The sequence below is a fragment of the Streptococcus sp. sy010 genome, assembly GCF_007859175.1.
Lineage (GTDB): Bacteria > Bacillota > Bacilli > Lactobacillales > Streptococcaceae > Streptococcus.
This window is the reverse complement of sequence record NZ_VOHO01000002.1, coordinates 16,576-31,970: the sequence shown is the minus strand read 5'-3', so window position 1 is coordinate 31,970 and position 15,395 is coordinate 16,576. Positions and strand designations below refer to the sequence as shown.

At 41.1% G+C, this 15,395-nt stretch carries 15 protein-coding genes; 2 read left to right on the top strand and 13 right to left on the bottom strand.

Annotation, left to right across the window (positions count from 1 at the left end; genetic code table 11):
• The 5 genes from gla to tsaB form a co-directional block, all read right to left on the bottom strand.
• Positions 1 to 849 (bottom strand): aquaglyceroporin Gla, encoded by an 849-nt coding sequence (gene gla, locus FRX51_RS02570; protein WP_146495596.1) that lies wholly within the window; start codon positions 847 to 849, stop codon positions 1 to 3.
• 161 nt (positions 850 to 1,010) lie between these two features.
• Positions 1,011 to 2,036, bottom strand: a complete 1,026-nt coding sequence (locus tag FRX51_RS02565; RefSeq protein WP_146495594.1) for a low specificity L-threonine aldolase — start codon at positions 2,034 to 2,036, stop codon at positions 1,011 to 1,013.
• 9 nt (positions 2,037 to 2,045) lie between these two features.
• Positions 2,046 to 3,050 (bottom strand): tRNA (adenosine(37)-N6)-threonylcarbamoyltransferase complex transferase subunit TsaD, encoded by a 1,005-nt coding sequence (gene tsaD / locus FRX51_RS02560; RefSeq protein WP_146495592.1) that lies wholly within the window; start codon positions 3,048 to 3,050, stop codon positions 2,046 to 2,048.
• 9 nt (positions 3,051 to 3,059) lie between these two features.
• The gene (gene rimI, locus FRX51_RS02555) at positions 3,060 to 3,500 is read right to left on the bottom strand and encodes a ribosomal protein S18-alanine N-acetyltransferase (RefSeq protein ID WP_146495590.1); all 441 of its coding nucleotides are present in this window, start codon (positions 3,498 to 3,500) and stop codon (positions 3,060 to 3,062) included.
• Positions 3,466 to 4,152 carry a tRNA (adenosine(37)-N6)-threonylcarbamoyltransferase complex dimerization subunit type 1 TsaB gene (gene tsaB, locus FRX51_RS02550; RefSeq protein ID WP_146495588.1) on the bottom strand — a complete coding sequence of 229 codons (687 nt, stop codon included), beginning with the start codon at positions 4,150 to 4,152 and terminating at the stop codon, positions 3,466 to 3,468. Before tsaB ends, rimI begins: the two co-directional genes overlap by 35 nt.
• Positions 4,153 to 4,340: 188 nt before the next feature.
• Between tsaB and FRX51_RS02545 the strand changes: the two genes are divergently transcribed.
• Both FRX51_RS02545 and rnjA read left to right on the top strand, forming a co-directional pair.
• The gene (locus tag FRX51_RS02545; protein WP_146460845.1) at positions 4,341 to 4,571 is read left to right on the top strand and encodes a DNA-directed RNA polymerase subunit epsilon; all 231 of its coding nucleotides are present in this window, start codon (positions 4,341 to 4,343) and stop codon (positions 4,569 to 4,571) included.
• 1 nt (position 4,572) lies between these two features.
• Positions 4,573 to 6,264 carry a ribonuclease J1 gene (gene rnjA / locus FRX51_RS02540; RefSeq protein ID WP_146495586.1) on the top strand — a complete coding sequence of 564 codons (1,692 nt, stop codon included), beginning with the start codon at positions 4,573 to 4,575 and terminating at the stop codon, positions 6,262 to 6,264.
• Between the two features lie 39 nt (positions 6,265 to 6,303).
• Here rnjA and FRX51_RS02535 read toward each other — a convergent pair whose 3' ends face one another.
• The 8 genes from FRX51_RS02535 to rpsG all read right to left on the bottom strand — a co-directional run bounded on the left by FRX51_RS02535 (position 6,304) and on the right by rpsG (position 15,385).
• Complete coding sequence (locus tag FRX51_RS02535; RefSeq protein ID WP_146495584.1) at positions 6,304 to 7,485, bottom strand: DUF6287 domain-containing protein; 1,182 nt, start codon at positions 7,483 to 7,485, stop codon at positions 6,304 to 6,306.
• Between the two features lie 153 nt (positions 7,486 to 7,638).
• Positions 7,639 to 8,982, bottom strand: a complete 1,344-nt coding sequence (glnA, locus tag FRX51_RS02530) for a type I glutamate--ammonia ligase (protein WP_146460839.1) — start codon at positions 8,980 to 8,982, stop codon at positions 7,639 to 7,641.
• 22 nt (positions 8,983 to 9,004) lie between these two features.
• Positions 9,005 to 9,388 (bottom strand): MerR family transcriptional regulator, encoded by a 384-nt coding sequence (locus tag FRX51_RS02525; RefSeq protein ID WP_146495582.1) that lies wholly within the window; start codon positions 9,386 to 9,388, stop codon positions 9,005 to 9,007.
• A gap of 72 nt (positions 9,389 to 9,460) precedes the next feature.
• Entirely contained in the window at positions 9,461 to 9,985 is a 525-nt protein-coding gene (locus FRX51_RS02520) for an aromatic acid exporter family protein (RefSeq protein ID WP_146460832.1), read from the bottom strand.
• Positions 9,986 to 10,058: 73 nt separating this feature from the next.
• Positions 10,059 to 11,258 (bottom strand): phosphoglycerate kinase, encoded by a 1,200-nt coding sequence (locus tag FRX51_RS02515; RefSeq protein ID WP_146495580.1) that lies wholly within the window; start codon positions 11,256 to 11,258, stop codon positions 10,059 to 10,061.
• A 129-nt stretch (positions 11,259 to 11,387) separates the two neighbouring features.
• Positions 11,388 to 12,395, bottom strand: coding sequence for a type I glyceraldehyde-3-phosphate dehydrogenase (gene gap / locus FRX51_RS02510; RefSeq protein WP_146495578.1), 1,008 nt, complete (start codon positions 12,393 to 12,395; stop codon positions 11,388 to 11,390).
• A 202-nt stretch (positions 12,396 to 12,597) separates the two neighbouring features.
• Positions 12,598 to 14,679, bottom strand: coding sequence for an elongation factor G (gene fusA, locus FRX51_RS02505; RefSeq protein WP_146495576.1), 2,082 nt, complete (start codon positions 14,677 to 14,679; stop codon positions 12,598 to 12,600).
• Between the two features lie 235 nt (positions 14,680 to 14,914).
• On the bottom strand, positions 14,915 to 15,385 hold the full coding sequence (gene rpsG, locus FRX51_RS02500; protein ID WP_146460823.1) for a 30S ribosomal protein S7: 471 nt from the start codon (positions 15,383 to 15,385) through the stop codon (positions 14,915 to 14,917).
• Positions 15,386 to 15,395: the final 10 nt, after the last annotated feature.

The window sequence follows — 15,395 nt, the reverse complement described above, 5'->3', positions numbered from 1 at the left end:
TTATCCTAGATAAAGGTATTTGAACAAGGCAACTGCCAAGACACCTGCTAGAATTGGTGCTACAACACCAACCCAAGCGTACCACCATTTTGAATCACCCTTAGCTGAACCAAGAACTGATTTTGGCAAGAAATGGTGAACCAAACGAGGTCCCAAATCACGCGCTGGGTTAAGTCCTGCTCCTGTTGGGCCACCTAGACCAGCAATAAGAGCCATCAACAAGAAACCAATCGCCATGTGAGCAACTGACAAGCTACCAGTTACAAAAGGAGCAACTTGTGTTTCAGCGACTGTTTGTTCATAGCCAGCTGTAACCAATTTACCAACCAATTCTGCACCGAAGAAATTCTTAGTCAAAGCTAGAACCCCAAAGAAAAGAACAAACGAACCAATAAATTCGCTGATAAAACCATTGCGAGTGGCAACTTTACGACTTTCGACTGTGTTATCATCTAAGTTATTGATAATAGCAAATGACCCTAAAATCGCATTAGCATCGTCAGTTTGTTTGAAAAATGGCGCATACATGCTAACAACGACCAATTGTGCAAACATCGCTCCTAAAAATTGAGCCAAGATATAAGGAGCCACATGAGCCCATGGGAAAAGCCCAGAAACTGCCAAACCGATTGTAATGGCTGGATTCACGTGATTACCTGAAACATTACCAAACATCAAGGCTGGCAACATCAAACCTAAACCATAACCAAGAGCAACCAAGGTCAAGCCTTGACCATTTCCCTTAGTTCCTTTTAAACTAACGTTAGCCACAACACCATTTCCTAGTAAAACAAGAAAAGCAGTGGCGATAAATTCTGTGATATACTTGAGTACCCAAGTCACATCCATCTTAACATCCTCCAATAAGTAAAATTTACAACAGTCTTCATTTTATCAAGTCTGACTAAAAATGTAAAGATTTTCTGAAAATAAATTTATATTTTTTCATTCCTTAACCAAAAAAGTTGAGATAAGTTTTCTCAACTTCTTTTTAATTCAAGCACCAAAGTTTACAAAATCTTTTTCAATTCATCAATATCAGCCTGTGTTGTTGACCAGCTAGTTGCCAGTCGGACAACAGTATGTTCTTCATCATATTTTTGCCAACTACTGAACACCACGTTTTTTGCCAATTCTTGTAAGTAACTATTTTCCAAAATAATAAACTGTTGATTGGTTGGGCTTTCCAGATAAAAACGGTAGCCCTTATCTGTCAAGATTTGTTTCAGTTGCTCTGCCAAATCAACGGCCTCCTGACCAATTTTCCAATACAAATCATCGGTAAAGAAGCGATCAAATTGAACACCAAATAAACGGCCTTTAGCAACCAAAGCCCCGTGATGTTTCATCACTGTTGTAAACTGTTTGGGACGATTATTTTTCGTAAAAACAACCGCTTCCCCTGCCAAAGCTCCTAACTTTGTTCCACCTATATAGAAAACATCGGTCAATTCAGCAATGGTCGGCAAATCCACATCATTCCCCTTAGCCACTAAACCATAACCTAGGCGAGCACCATCCAAAAACAATGGCAACTGATAGCGATGACAAACCTCCGCCAACTCACCAAGCTCTTGTTTCGTGTACAGAGTGCCGTATTCTGTCGGATGAGAAATGTAAACCATGCCAGGAAATACCATGTGAGCATGTGACTCATCTTGATAAAAATCAGCCAGATAACTAGCCACATCCGCTGCCTGAAGTTTTCCTTCACTAGCAGGTAAGGTTATCACCTTATGCCCAGTATATTCAATCGCCCCAGCCTCATGAACAGCAATATGACCCGTGTCTGCAGCAATCACTCCTTCATAAGAAGCTAAAAGACTAGCGATTACCACTTGATTGGTTTGAGTGCCACCTGTTAAAAAATCCACTTCTGCATGAGGGCAAGCGGTGGCTTGACGAATTTTTTCACTGGCACGCTGACAATAAAAATCTGCACCATAGCCTGCTAAATTTTCTTCATTGGTAGTTATTAAGGATTTTAAAAGTTCTGGATGAACGCCTTCATTATAATCATTTTCAAAATGTAACATCATCTACTCCTATAAACTGTCAAAAGTCAAACTAGGTTTAGCATTAAGAGTCAAATCAGCAAAATGACCTTTCTCGTATTCCACCTGAGCAGCATAAGCAATCATACCGGCATTATCTCCACATAGACGCAAAGGTGGGATAATCACCTTGGTTTCAGTTAGTTCAGCTGCCAAACGTTCACGCAAACCTTGATTGGCTGCCACTCCTCCAGCCACAACCAAACTCTTGACAGGATAGGTTGCTAGGGCTTTTTTTACCTTGGCTAATAAAATGTCTAGAACCGCTTCTTGAAAGGACGCACACAAATCTTCCAAAATCAACTCCTCGCCTTTTTGCTGAGCATTATGATGAAGATTGATAAAAGCTGATTTAAGACCAGAAAAGGAAAATTCTAGATGATCTTCCTTAATCATAGCACGAGGGAAATGATAGGTGTCCTCTCCCTGATGAGCCAACTCATCAATCAAACGACCAGCAGGATAAGGCAAGCCCATGACACGTCCCACCTTATCATAGGCTTCACCTACTGCATCGTCACGCGTTTCCCCAATAATCTTATAGTCGCCCTCTTTCGCCACATAGACCAGTTCGGTATGCCCCCCACTAACTAGCAAAGCCATCAATGGATACTGCAATGGCTCTACACTTTGAGCAGCCATCAGATGACCTGCCATGTGATTAACTGGAATCAAAGGCAAGTGATTAGCCCATGCAAAAGCCTTAGCTGCTGACAAACCAACCAACAGAGCACCAACCAAACCAGGCCCATAAGTAACCGCTACTGCTGTCAAATCCTTAGCAGTTACCTCAGCTTCAGACAAGGCTTGTTCAATACAAGTCGTAATGACCTCTACATGATGACGACTAGCCACCTCAGGCACTACCCCACCAAATCGCTTATGACTAGCCACTTGACTAGCAATCACATTGCTGACCAGTTGATCATTTTTCAAAATTGCCACGCTCGTTTCATCGCAAGATGACTCAATAGCTAAAAAAATCTTTTCTGTCATGTTTTCTTCCTATCGTTTCATGATTACAGCGTCTTCTCTTGGCTGATGATAATAATTTTTTCTCACACCAAGTTCAACAAACCCAAACTTTTTATAGAGATGTTGGGCGACTGTATTTGACTGACGCACTTCTAAAAAAATCGATCCCATTTCTTTTGGTAAATGCGCCAACAACCGACTACCTATTCCTTGACCACCGTAGGTAGTTTTCACCGCTAAATTAGTCACTTCAATCTCACCAAACAAGTCTTGCCAAGTCAAAAAACCAAGCACTTCACCTTCTTGGACTGCCACTAAATAGGTCACATCTTCTTGACGTAAATCCGCTTGAATTTGTGGCAGACTCCAAGGTGATTTGGCATACACATCGCTTAAAATCTCAAAGATGATTTCGGCAAGAATTTCTTGGTCGTACTTAGACCCATTTAATATAGTGATCGTCTGTGTCATCGTGTTCTTTCAACCAATTTTCTTCAGCTTCAACGCGTTTGAGATAATTAGGAACTAAATCATGGGTGTTAAGGGCAGGCATTTTTTGACCCAGTTGGCCTAATAAACTCGCTGATGGCAGACTGGCTTTAATCTTAGCTGTTGGCATGGTTTCTTCTATCTGTTGGCGAAAACCTTCCACCTCACCAACAAAACAGACCTCACCTTGCCAATCTTGAGCAATGGTCAAAACCGTTTCAAAACTCATATAGGCATCAGCTTGTTGACGGTTTCCGTCAAGATAAAAACCAGCATAAACATGATTGCGTCTAGCGTCAATCAAAGGAATCACTAAACCGGAAAAATCAACAGCGGTTAACGCTAACAGACTAGATAAACCAACAACATCAATCTGTAAGGCATAGGCTAAAGTCTTGGCTGTTGCCACTGCCATTCTCAAACCAGTATAAGAACCAGGCCCCTGAGCCACCACAACACGCTCTAAATCACTTGGTTGCCAACCCACTAAAGTCATCAAAAAATCGATAGTTGGCATCAAGGTCACACTATGATTTTGTTTCATATCAAGGTTAGTTTGTGCCACTATGTTTTGATTGTCTAATAAAGCAACAGATAAGGCTTGACTAGAACTATCAAACGCTAAAACTTTCATCTTTCTTACTTCCTTACTTGATTCTCCCTTTTATTTTATGATATAATTATTATAATTGCAACGAATCACGGTTAAATCTATTACACAAAAATTGAAGAAAAGAAACCTCAGGTCTAGCCCCATCTAGTGCTTATCTGATAGCTTTTTCACACCATTGATTTAACAGGATGACAAAAGAAAGGATTTTTATGATTTACAAAATTTTTTACCAAGAAACCAAGGATCGCAATCCACGTCGAGAACAAACTAAGGCACTCTACCTTGACATTGATAGTAAAGATGAACTGGCAGGGCGTATTATGGCTCGTGAATTAGTTGAACAACACACTGCCTATAACATCGAACACATTGAACGTTTATCTGAAAAGCACCTTGAATACGAAAAAGAATCTGGTGCCTTTGTCTTAACGGAGTTCTAATATGTCAAGTATCAATCTCAAATCAGAAGAAGTTGGCGTTTTCGCTATCGGCGGTCTGGGAGAAATCGGTAAAAATACCTACGGCATTGAATACCAAGATGAAATTATCATCGTTGACGCTGGGATTAAGTTTCCAGAAGACGACCTTCTCGGTATCGACTACGTTATTCCAGATTACTCTTACATCGTTGACAACATTAAGCGTGTCAAAGCCTTGGTTATCACCCATGGTCACGAAGATCATATCGGTGGGATTCCCTTTCTTCTCAAACAAGCCAATATCCCTATCTATGCTGGGCCATTAGCCTTGTCACTGATTCGTGGCAAATTGGAAGAACATGGTATCTTGCGTGAGGCTAAATTACACGAAATCAACCACAATACCGAACTGACTTTCAAAAATCTAAGTGTTACCTTCTTTCGCACGACCCACTCGATTCCAGAACCATTAGGAATCGTTATCCATACCCCACAAGGCAAGGTCGTCTGCACGGGTGACTTCAAGTTCGACTTCACACCTGTTGGTGAGCCTGCTGACCTTCACCGTATGGCTGCCTTGGGCGAAGATGGCGTCTTACTTCTTTTGTCAGATTCGACCAATGCTGAAGTGCCAACCTTTACCAACTCTGAACAAATGGTTGGGCAATCTATCATGAAGATTATCGAAGGTATCGAAGGACGCATCATTTTTGCCTCTTTTGCCTCAAATATCTTCCGTCTGCAACAGGCTGCCGAAGCTGCCGTTAAGACAGGACGTAAGATTGCCGTCTTTGGTCGTTCCATGGAAAAAGCCATTGTCAATGGTATCGAACTCGGTTATATCAAAGTGCCAAAAGGCACATTTATCGAACCTACCGAAATCAAAAACTACCACGCTAGTGAGATTTTAATCATGTGTACAGGAAGTCAGGGCGAATCGATGGCTGCCTTGGCTCGTATTGCCAACGGCACCCATCGTCAAGTGACGCTACAACCAGGCGATACCGTTATCTTCTCATCTAGTCCAATCCCTGGTAATACCACCAGTGTTAATAAATTGATTAACACCATTCAAGAAGCAGGTGTTTCTGTTATCCACGGTAAAATCAACAATATTCACACATCTGGTCACGGTGGTCAGCAAGAGCAAAAACTCATGCTCCGTCTGATGAAACCTAAATATTTCATGCCTGTTCATGGTGAATACCGTATGCAAAAGGTACATGCGAGCTTGGCAGTCGATACAGGGGTCGAAAAAGATAACATTTTCATCATGGAAAATGGTGACGTCTTGGCCTTGACCAAGGATTCGGCTCGTATTTCTGGTAAATTCAACGCCCAAGACATCTATGTTGATGGTAGTGGGGTCGGTGATATCGGAGCTGCCGTCCTTCGTGATCGTCATGACCTATCAGAAGACGGCGTCGTGCTTGCTGTAGCAACTGTTGACTTCAAATCTAAGATGATTTTGGCAGGACCTGACATTCTTAGTCGCGGCTTCATCTATATGCGAGAATCTGGCGAGCTAATCCGTGAAAGTCAACGCTTGCTCTTTAACGCCATTCGTATCGCTCTGAAAAACAAGGAAGCAACTGTTCAGTCTGTCAATGGGGCGATTGTCAATGCCCTACGACCATTCCTATATGAAAAAACTGAACGTGAACCCATTATCATCCCTATGGTCTTAACACCAGATAAAAACAATCATAAATAAGAAAAAATCCACCAAATAGGTGGATTTTTTATATTATACTTAGTCTGAAACCTTGTAGAAAAAGGCATCTGGGCCTACATAAAGTTGTTGAGCAATCACTATCCTATCTTTAGTACTATCAGATTTATCTGACCAAGTCTCATCACTTGGACCGACCACTCCTGCTGGAATAATGGCCATTCCAGCACCTGGTATGCCTCCTTCTAAATAACCTTCTCTTTCTTTTCCTGGATTAATTTGCAGTAATGAACCATTTAAAAATACCTCCGTATTGGTAAATTCAAGCACATAGCCATTTCCAGCCTTCCACGTCCCCACAATCGATGAATAATCTCTTGCCATAATAGCTTGTAAGTCCATTGAACTACCTGTTGCCGTTTCAGTTTGGCTGCTTGATGTCTGAGAATCACTATTTTGGACTGATTGCCACGTTAGAATAGTTAAGTCCAGAGCTTCTGGCAATTTTCCAAGGTCAGACTCAGACGTGCTTTCAGTAACTTTTTCTAAAGCTCCACCATCAGCACTTAAGCGATAATGAGCATAAACAGCCGACGAGGCAGACCCTGACCCTTTATAGTAGAAAGAACCATCCTGTAACGGAATCAATCGCATACGATTACCTAGCATAGCAAGATTACTATCATTGGTCAATCTAATCGCTTGGTTGTCTTTGATCGTAAAAATATCAAGAAGAGCACGGTAACCATCTTTAGCGATTAAAGAAACCGTCAACTCATCCACACCATTCTGATCAAAGTCATACAGATTGTATTCAATATCTGTATAATAAGAAATACCTCTTCTTAATTGCAGGGATTCTGCACTAATAGATGACGTTGGATTATTACCATCCACCACTTGACGATATTCTGAAATCACACTGTCATAGAGTGAATAATCCACTGCTACAGTAGAGCTAGAGTTACTTGATTCCGTTTGGCTTGAACTTGACGAGTCACTGTTTGAACTTGATTGACTTGATGTGTTAGCTTTCTTGTCTGCTGACGATGATGACTCACTCTGACTTGATGAACTACTCTCTTTCACCACGGTTGATGACGACTCTCCTGCCGAAGAAGAACTCGACGCATTCTGACTTGTACTCGACTGACTTGACGAGCCGTTTGCTGCTTCGATAATCGTCGTTGTGCTTTCTTTACTCTCTTTTACCGAACAAGCTGTCAACAACAAGAGAGAAAATAAGGTAAGATACTTTTTCATAAATACTCCGTTTCTTTTTTTATTCACTTAACTAGTTTACTCCCCCCCCCCCCCTATTTATCAAGTAATTTGCTTATATTATCTACTTTCCTTGACAAAGGCTGAGCTGATAAACAAAAGACTTGGCAGACAGACCAAGTCTTTTAGTAAGGACTAATAACTGTCCAGATAGTTGTCGATTTCCCATTGGGAAACATAGGCGGCATAGCTAGCCCACTCGATTCGCTTGGCTTCTAAGAAATTGGTATAGATGTGCTCTCCCAAAGCCTCTTTGACCACTTCATCTTTTTGCAAGGCTTTAAGGGCATTATGCAAGGTTGACGGCAAATCAATAATATCTGCTGCCTGACGTTCCTCTGGTGTCATGACATAGATATTGCTCTCAACAGGAGCGGGTGCCACAATTTTATTGCTAATACCATCCAAACCGGACGCTAAAAGTACCGCCAAAGCCAAATAAGGATTGGCCATGGGATCAACTGAACGCAACTCTAAACGCGTTCCCATCCCTCGTGAAGCCGGCACTCGAATCAAAGGCGAACGATTTTGCCCAGCCCAAGCCACATAAACAGGAGCTTCATAGCCTGGTACCAAACGTTTGTAGGAATTAACAGTTGGATTGGTGATAGCGGTATAGCCATAGGCATGTTTCATCAACCCACCCAAGAAATAATAGGCAGTTTTTGATAATTGCATTCCCCTTGGGTCATTAACATCGTAAAACACATTACCTGTTTCATCAAACAAGGACATATTGCAGTGCATACCAGACCCTGCAATACCATACTTCGGCTTGGCCATAAAGGTCGCATACAAACCGTGCTTACGAGCAATGGTCTTAACCACCAACTTAAACAGTTGAATATTATCACAGGCTCTCAAAGCGTCTGTGTATTTGAAATCAATCTCGTGTTGACCTGCTGCTACCTCGTGGTGACAGGCCTCAACTTCAAAGCCCATTTTGGTTAACACCGCAGCAATTTCTCGACGGGTATTATCAGCCAAATCCGTTGGAGCCAAATCAAAGTAGCCCCCCTTATCATTGACTTCTAGAGTTGGATTGCCTGTTTCATCTAATTTAAAGAGAAAGAACTCTGGTTCTGGTCCCAAATTAAAAGATTTGAAACCCATTTCTTCCATATTTGCCAAGGCACGCTTGAGATTGCCACGAGGATCACCTGCAAATGGTTTACCTTCAGCCGTATAAATATCACAAATCAAGCCACCAACTGCACCATGTTCATCTCCCCAAGGAAAGACCGTCCAAGTGTTCAAATCAGGATAAAGATACATGTCCGACTCATTGATACGAACAAATCCCTCAATGGAAGACCCATCAAACATAGCTTTATTAGATAGAATCTTCTCTAATTGCTCACTGGTAGCTGGAATTTCAACATTTTTCATAATTCCCATAATATCAGTAAACATGAGGCGTAAAAAGGTCACATTTTTATCACGAATATCACGACGAATATCTTCTGCAGTAATTGACATGTTGCTCTCCTTCTTGTCTAAACTATCGTCCTAAACGGTGACCACCCAAGTGCTGAGTGGGCTGATTGAAACGTCCTTGACGCAACAAATCATCGTGTAAAATTTGCCTAACATCAGCGTCAGATAAGGGTTTCTTGGACTTACTTCTAGTAGAAACGGGCTTTTCTTGGGCATAGTGAGCCTTAATAGCCGCCATATTTAAGCCCTCATCTAGAAAATCCTTAATTTCCAATAACCTATCCATATCATTCAGTGAATAAAGACGACGATTACCCTTACTTCGTTTGGGCAAAATCAAACCCTGTTCTTCATAATAGCGAATCTGTCTAGCCGTCAGGTCAGTCAAGGTCATTACCGAACCAATAGGAAAAACTGCCATATGCCGTCGTAATTCCTTCTCTCTCATCACCATTTCTCCTTTATTTCTTACATTATAAAAAGAAAAACAAGCACTGTCAAGACCAAATGTTAGATTTTGTCACATGGATTTCTTTTTTAAGCGGTTCTTAAGCCAATCCACATCAGCATTAACCATAATGGCAATAAAAACACCAACAAAGGTTTCAAAAATTCGCACGAAAACATATAAAATAGTATCCCCATCTGGGATAGATAGGGTAATGATTAGCAAGGCAGCAACCCCACCAATCACACCCGCCTTATTATTCATAGCAACATTGGTCATAATGGTCAGCATGGTCAAAATCGGTAAGGTAAAAAGCGTCAGCCAGTAAGATCCTCCCAACAAATTAGTCAAGGAAAAGAAAATAACTGCAAAAAAACCACCGATACTATTGGCTAAAATCCGAGAAATCCCAAACTGCAAGCTCGTTCCAAAATCTTCTCTCAGGCTAAAAACGGCTGTCAAGGCAGCGATTTGCGTTCCTTCCCAACCAAATAACTTAAATAATAACAAAACCAAAAAAACTGACAAGCCTGTCTTAAAAGTCCTCAACCCCAAACGAAACTGCTTCTTATCAAATTTAAATTGTCTAAAATCCATCTTGTTTTCTTTCTCAATCTCAAAGAAAAGGATATCGCCAGTTGCGATACCCTCTCCCTTCAATCATTCAGTCTTATTTTTCTGTTAGGGCAGCAAGACCTGGAAGAACTTTTCCTTCAAGCAATTCCATACTTGCTCCACCACCAGTTGAAATCCATGAGAATTTATCAGCACGACCGAGATTGATAGCTGCGGCTGCTGAGTCACCACCACCGATGATTGATTTCACATCAGGTTGTTTAACGATAGCGTCCATCACACCGATTGTACCAGCTTGGAAATCAGGATTTTCAAAGACACCCATTGGACCATTCCAAACAACTGTCTTAGCACCTGTTAGCTCAGCATCAAATTTCTCAATTGATTTTGGTCCGATATCAAGACCTAGGAAACCTTCAGAAACTGCTTCACCATCAGTATCACGAACAACATCATAACCTGCAAAAGCATTCGCCTCTTTTGAATCAACTGGCAAAATCAATTTACCATTTGATTTTTCAAGAAGAGCCTTAGCTACATCAAGTTTATCTTCTTCAACCAATGAATTACCAATCTCAATACCTTGTGCTTTATAGAAAGTATAAGTCATACCACCACCGATAAGTACCTTATCAGCTTTTTCTAAAAGGTTCTCGATAACACCAATCTTATCAGATACTTTGGAACCACCAAGAATGGCAACAAATGGACGTTCTGGTGTTTCAACTGCTTCTTGGATATAAGCAATTTCATTTTCCAAAAGGAAACCTGCCACTGCTTGCTCAACGTTTGCTGAAATACCAACGTTTGACGCATGAGCACGGTGAGCTGTACCAAAAGCATCATTAACGAAGATACCGTCACCTAGACTTGCCCAGTATTGACCAAGTTCAGCATCGTTTTTAGATTCTTTCTTACCGTCAACATCTTCAAAACGAGTGTTTTCAACTAAAAGTACTTGACCATCTTCAAGAGCATTGATTGCAGCTTCTAGTTCTGCACCACGAGTAGCTCCCGCAATAAAGACAACTTCTTGACCAAGTTTAGCTGACAAATCAGCCGCTACTGGTGCCAATGATTTCCCTTCTTTATCTGCTTCTTCTTTAACACGTCCTAAATGTGAGAACAGAATCGCACGTCCACCTTGCTCAATAATATGTTTGATTGTTGGAAGTGCAGCTGTGATACGGTTATCATTTGTAATCACACCATCTTTCAAAGGCACATTAAAATCCACACGAACAAGGACTTTTTTACCCTTTACATTCACATCTTTTACAGTTAATTTAGCCATTTTTAAGACTCCTTCTTTTTTATACTCTCTTATTATATCATAATTTTTGAAAATGTTAAGGACTTAACAAAATATCAGACCCTTATTTGACAAAAAAAGGAAGGTCAAACGACCTCCCTAATCACCTAATTATTTTGCCAATTTTGCAAAGTACTCAAGTGTACGAACAAGTTGTGCAGTGTAAGACATTTCGTTGTCATACCATGAAACAACTTTAACCAATTGCTCACCGTCAACGTCAAGAACTTTAGTTTGAGTTGCGTCAAACAATGAACCGTAAGCCATACCAACGATATCTGATGATACGATTGCATCTTCAGTATAACCGTAAGACTCGTTTGCAACTGATTTCATCATTGCGTTGATTTCGTCAGCAGTTACTTTCTTATCAAGTGTTACAACCAATTCAGTTACAGAACCTGTTGGAACTGGAACACGTTGTGCAGCACCGTCAAGTTTACCGTTCAATTCTGGGATAACAAGACCGATAGCTTTAGCAGCACCTGTTGAGTTAGGTACGATGTTTGCTGCTGCACGAGCACGACGAAGGTCACCACCACGGTGTGGACCATCAAGAACCATTTGGTCACCAGTGTAACCATGGATTGTCGTCATCAAACCTTTTTGAACACCGTATGCATCATGAAGAGCTTTAGCCATTGGTGCCAAGCAGTTTGTAGTACATGAAGCACCTGAGATAACTGTTTCGCTACCGTCAAGGATGTCATGGTTAGTGTTAAATACAACTGTTTTAACATCATTTCCACCAGGAGCTGTGATAACAACTTTTTTCGCACCATTTTCATGGATGTGTTGCTCAGCTGCTGATTTAGAAGCAAAGAAACCAGTCGCTTCAAGAACGATTTCTACACCATCTGTAGCCCAGTCAATGTTACCTGGCTCACGCTCTGCAGAAACTTTGATGAATTTACCGTTAACTTCGAATCCACCTTCTTTAACTTCCACAGTACCGTCGAAACGACCTTGAGTTGTGTCGTATTTCAACAAGTGTGCAAGCATGTTAGGATCTGTAAGGTCGTTGATACGAGTCACTTCAACACCTTCTACGTTTTGGATACGACGGAAAGCAAGACGACCGATACGTCCGAAACCGTTAATACCAACTTTAACTACCATTTGTGATTTCCTCCTTATGAAAATCAATACTTAATATTTTTAAGGGAAGTCCCTTTTGTGAAAAGATTAACTTGATTAGTTACAAGAATCCTTCAACATGTCTATTATATAACTATTTAATTTGAATTGCAAATACTTTTCGCAGCTTTGAAGTATTTTTAACAAAAAAGACAGAGCTCATCACTCTGTCTATTGAAGATAATTAGTCTTCACCTTTATTTTTTTTGATAATTTCTTCTTGAACTGACTTAGGAACATCTTCATAGTGGTCAAATACCATCATGAACGTACCACGTCCTTGAGTTGCAGAACGAAGAACTGTTGCATAACCGAACATTTCAGCCAATGGTACAAAGGCACGAACCACTTGTGTATTACCACGAGCTTCCATACCATCTACACGACCACGACGAGCAGTCACATGTCCCATAACATCTCCAAGGTTATCTTCTGGAGCAGTAATGGTTACAAGCATCATTGGCTCAAGGATAGCTGGTTGAGCTGATTTAGCAGCTTCTTTAAGGGCAAGAGAAGCCGCAATCTTGAAGGCAGTTTCAGATGAGTCAACATCATGGTATGAACCATCGTAAAGTTTAGCTTTTACGTCAACCATTGGGTAGCCAGCAAGGACACCGTTAGCCATAGACTCAATCAAACCTTTTTCAACCGCTGGGATGAATTCACGAGGAACCACACCACCGACGATAGCATTTTCAAACTCGAAACCTTTACCTTCTTCGTTTGGTGTAAATTCAATCCAAACGTCACCGAATTGACCTTTACCACCAGATTGGCGTTTGAAGAATCCACGAGCTTGAGTTGAAGCACGGAATGTTTCACGGTAAGATACTTGAGGAGCACCTACGTTAGCTTCAACCTTGAACTCACGACGCATACGGTCAACAAGGACATCCAAGTGAAGCTCACCCATACCAGAGATAACTGTTTCACCAGTTTCAACGTTAGTTTCAACACGGAATGTTGGATCTTCTTCAGCAAGTTTTTGAAGGGCGATACCCATCTTGTCTTGGTCAGCTTTAGATTTTGGCTCAACCATCAATTGGATAACTGGTTCTGGAACGTTGATTGACTCAAGGATTACTTTAGCTTTTTCATCAGTCAATGAATCACCAGTTGTTGTATCTTTCAAACCAACAGCGGCAGCGATATCTCCAGAGTAAACTGTTTGGATTTCTTCACGGCTGTTTGCGTGCATTTGAAGGATACGTCCGATACGCTCACGTTTACCTTTTGATGTATTCAAAACGTATGAACCTGAGTTAAGAACACCTGAGTACACACGGAAGAATGTCAAACGACCTACGAATGGGTCTGTCATGATTTTGAAGGCAAGGGCTGCAAATGGCTCTTCATCAGATGCTGGACGAGTTTCTTCTTCGTCAGTATCTGGGTTGATACCTTTGATTGCAGGGATATCAAGTGGGCTTGGTAGGTAGTCGATAACTGCATCAAGCATCAATTGAACACCCTTGTTTTTGAAGGCAGAACCACAAAGTACAGGGAAGAACTCAACGTTGATTGTTGCTTGACGGATTGCTTCTTTCAATTCGTCGTTAGTGATTTCTTCACCTTCAAGGTATTTCATCATCAAGTCTTCGTTTGTTTCAGCTACTGCTTCAACCAATTTTTCACGGTACTCTTCAGCTTGCTCAAGGTATTCAGCAGGAATATCTTCTTCCAAGATGTCAGTACCAAGGTCGTTAGTGTAAATCTCAGCTTTCATCTTAATCAAGTCAATGATACCACGGAAGTCATCTTCTGCACCGATTGGCAATTGAATTGGGTGAGCATTTGCTTGCAAACGATCATGAAGTGTGCTTACTGAGTAAAGGAAGTCAGCACCGATTTTATCCATTTTGTTGGCAAATACGATACGAGGAACGCCGTACTCAGTTGCTTGACGCCATACAGTTTCTGTTTGTGGCTCAACACCTGATTGTGAGTCAAGAACGGTAACTGCACCATCAAGAACACGAAGAGAACGTTGTACTTCGATTGTGAAATCCACGTGTCCTGGTGTGTCGATGATATTTACACGATGGTCGTTCCATTGAGCTGTTGTTGCTGCAGATGTGATTGTGATACCACGTTCTTGCTCTTGCTCCATCCAGTCCATTTGTGATGCACCTTCATGCGTTTCACCAATTTTATGGATTTTACCAGTGTAGTAAAGAATACGCTCAGTTGTTGTTGTCTTACCAGCATCAACGTGAGCCATGATTCCGATATTACGAGTTTTTTCAAGTGAAAATTCGCGTGCCATTAGTTTCTCCTAATAAATTTTTATTTACTTTTTTATTATAGCATAAATTTGTCAAAAACGGATAGGCAGGACCTACCCGTTCTTGCTATTTCTTAAATCTTAACTAGATGCTTCAACTCAAATGCTATTTAATTTGAGAACAAACCTCCAGCTTGAGTAAAGACTGACAATTTGAAAAAATTGGTTATTATCAACTTTTTGAAATTCTCTTTTAATCGTCTTAAAACTCTTAGTCTTACCAGCGGAAGTGTGCGAATGCACGGTTTGCTTCTGCCATTTTGTGAGTGTCTTCACGTTTTTTAACAGACGCACCAGTGTTGTTAGCAGCATCCATGATTTCTTTAGCCAAACGGTCTTTCATCGTGTGCTCACCACGCAAACGTGATGCATTGACCAACCAACGAAGACCTAATGTTGTACGACGCTCTGGACGAACTTCAACTGGAACTTGGTAGTTAGAACCACCAACACGACGTGCACGAACTTCAAGAACAGGCATGATGTTTTCCATAGCTGTTTCAAAAACTTCAAGTGCATTTTCACCAGTTGCTTCAGCGATTTGTTCAAAGGCACCGTAAACGATGCTTGCTGCTACTCCACGTTTTCCATCAAGCATAACACGGTTGATAAGACGTGTTACAAGTTGTGAATTGTACAATGGATCTGCCAATACTTCGCGCTTAGGCGCTCTATTTTTACGACTCATATTTTCTTAT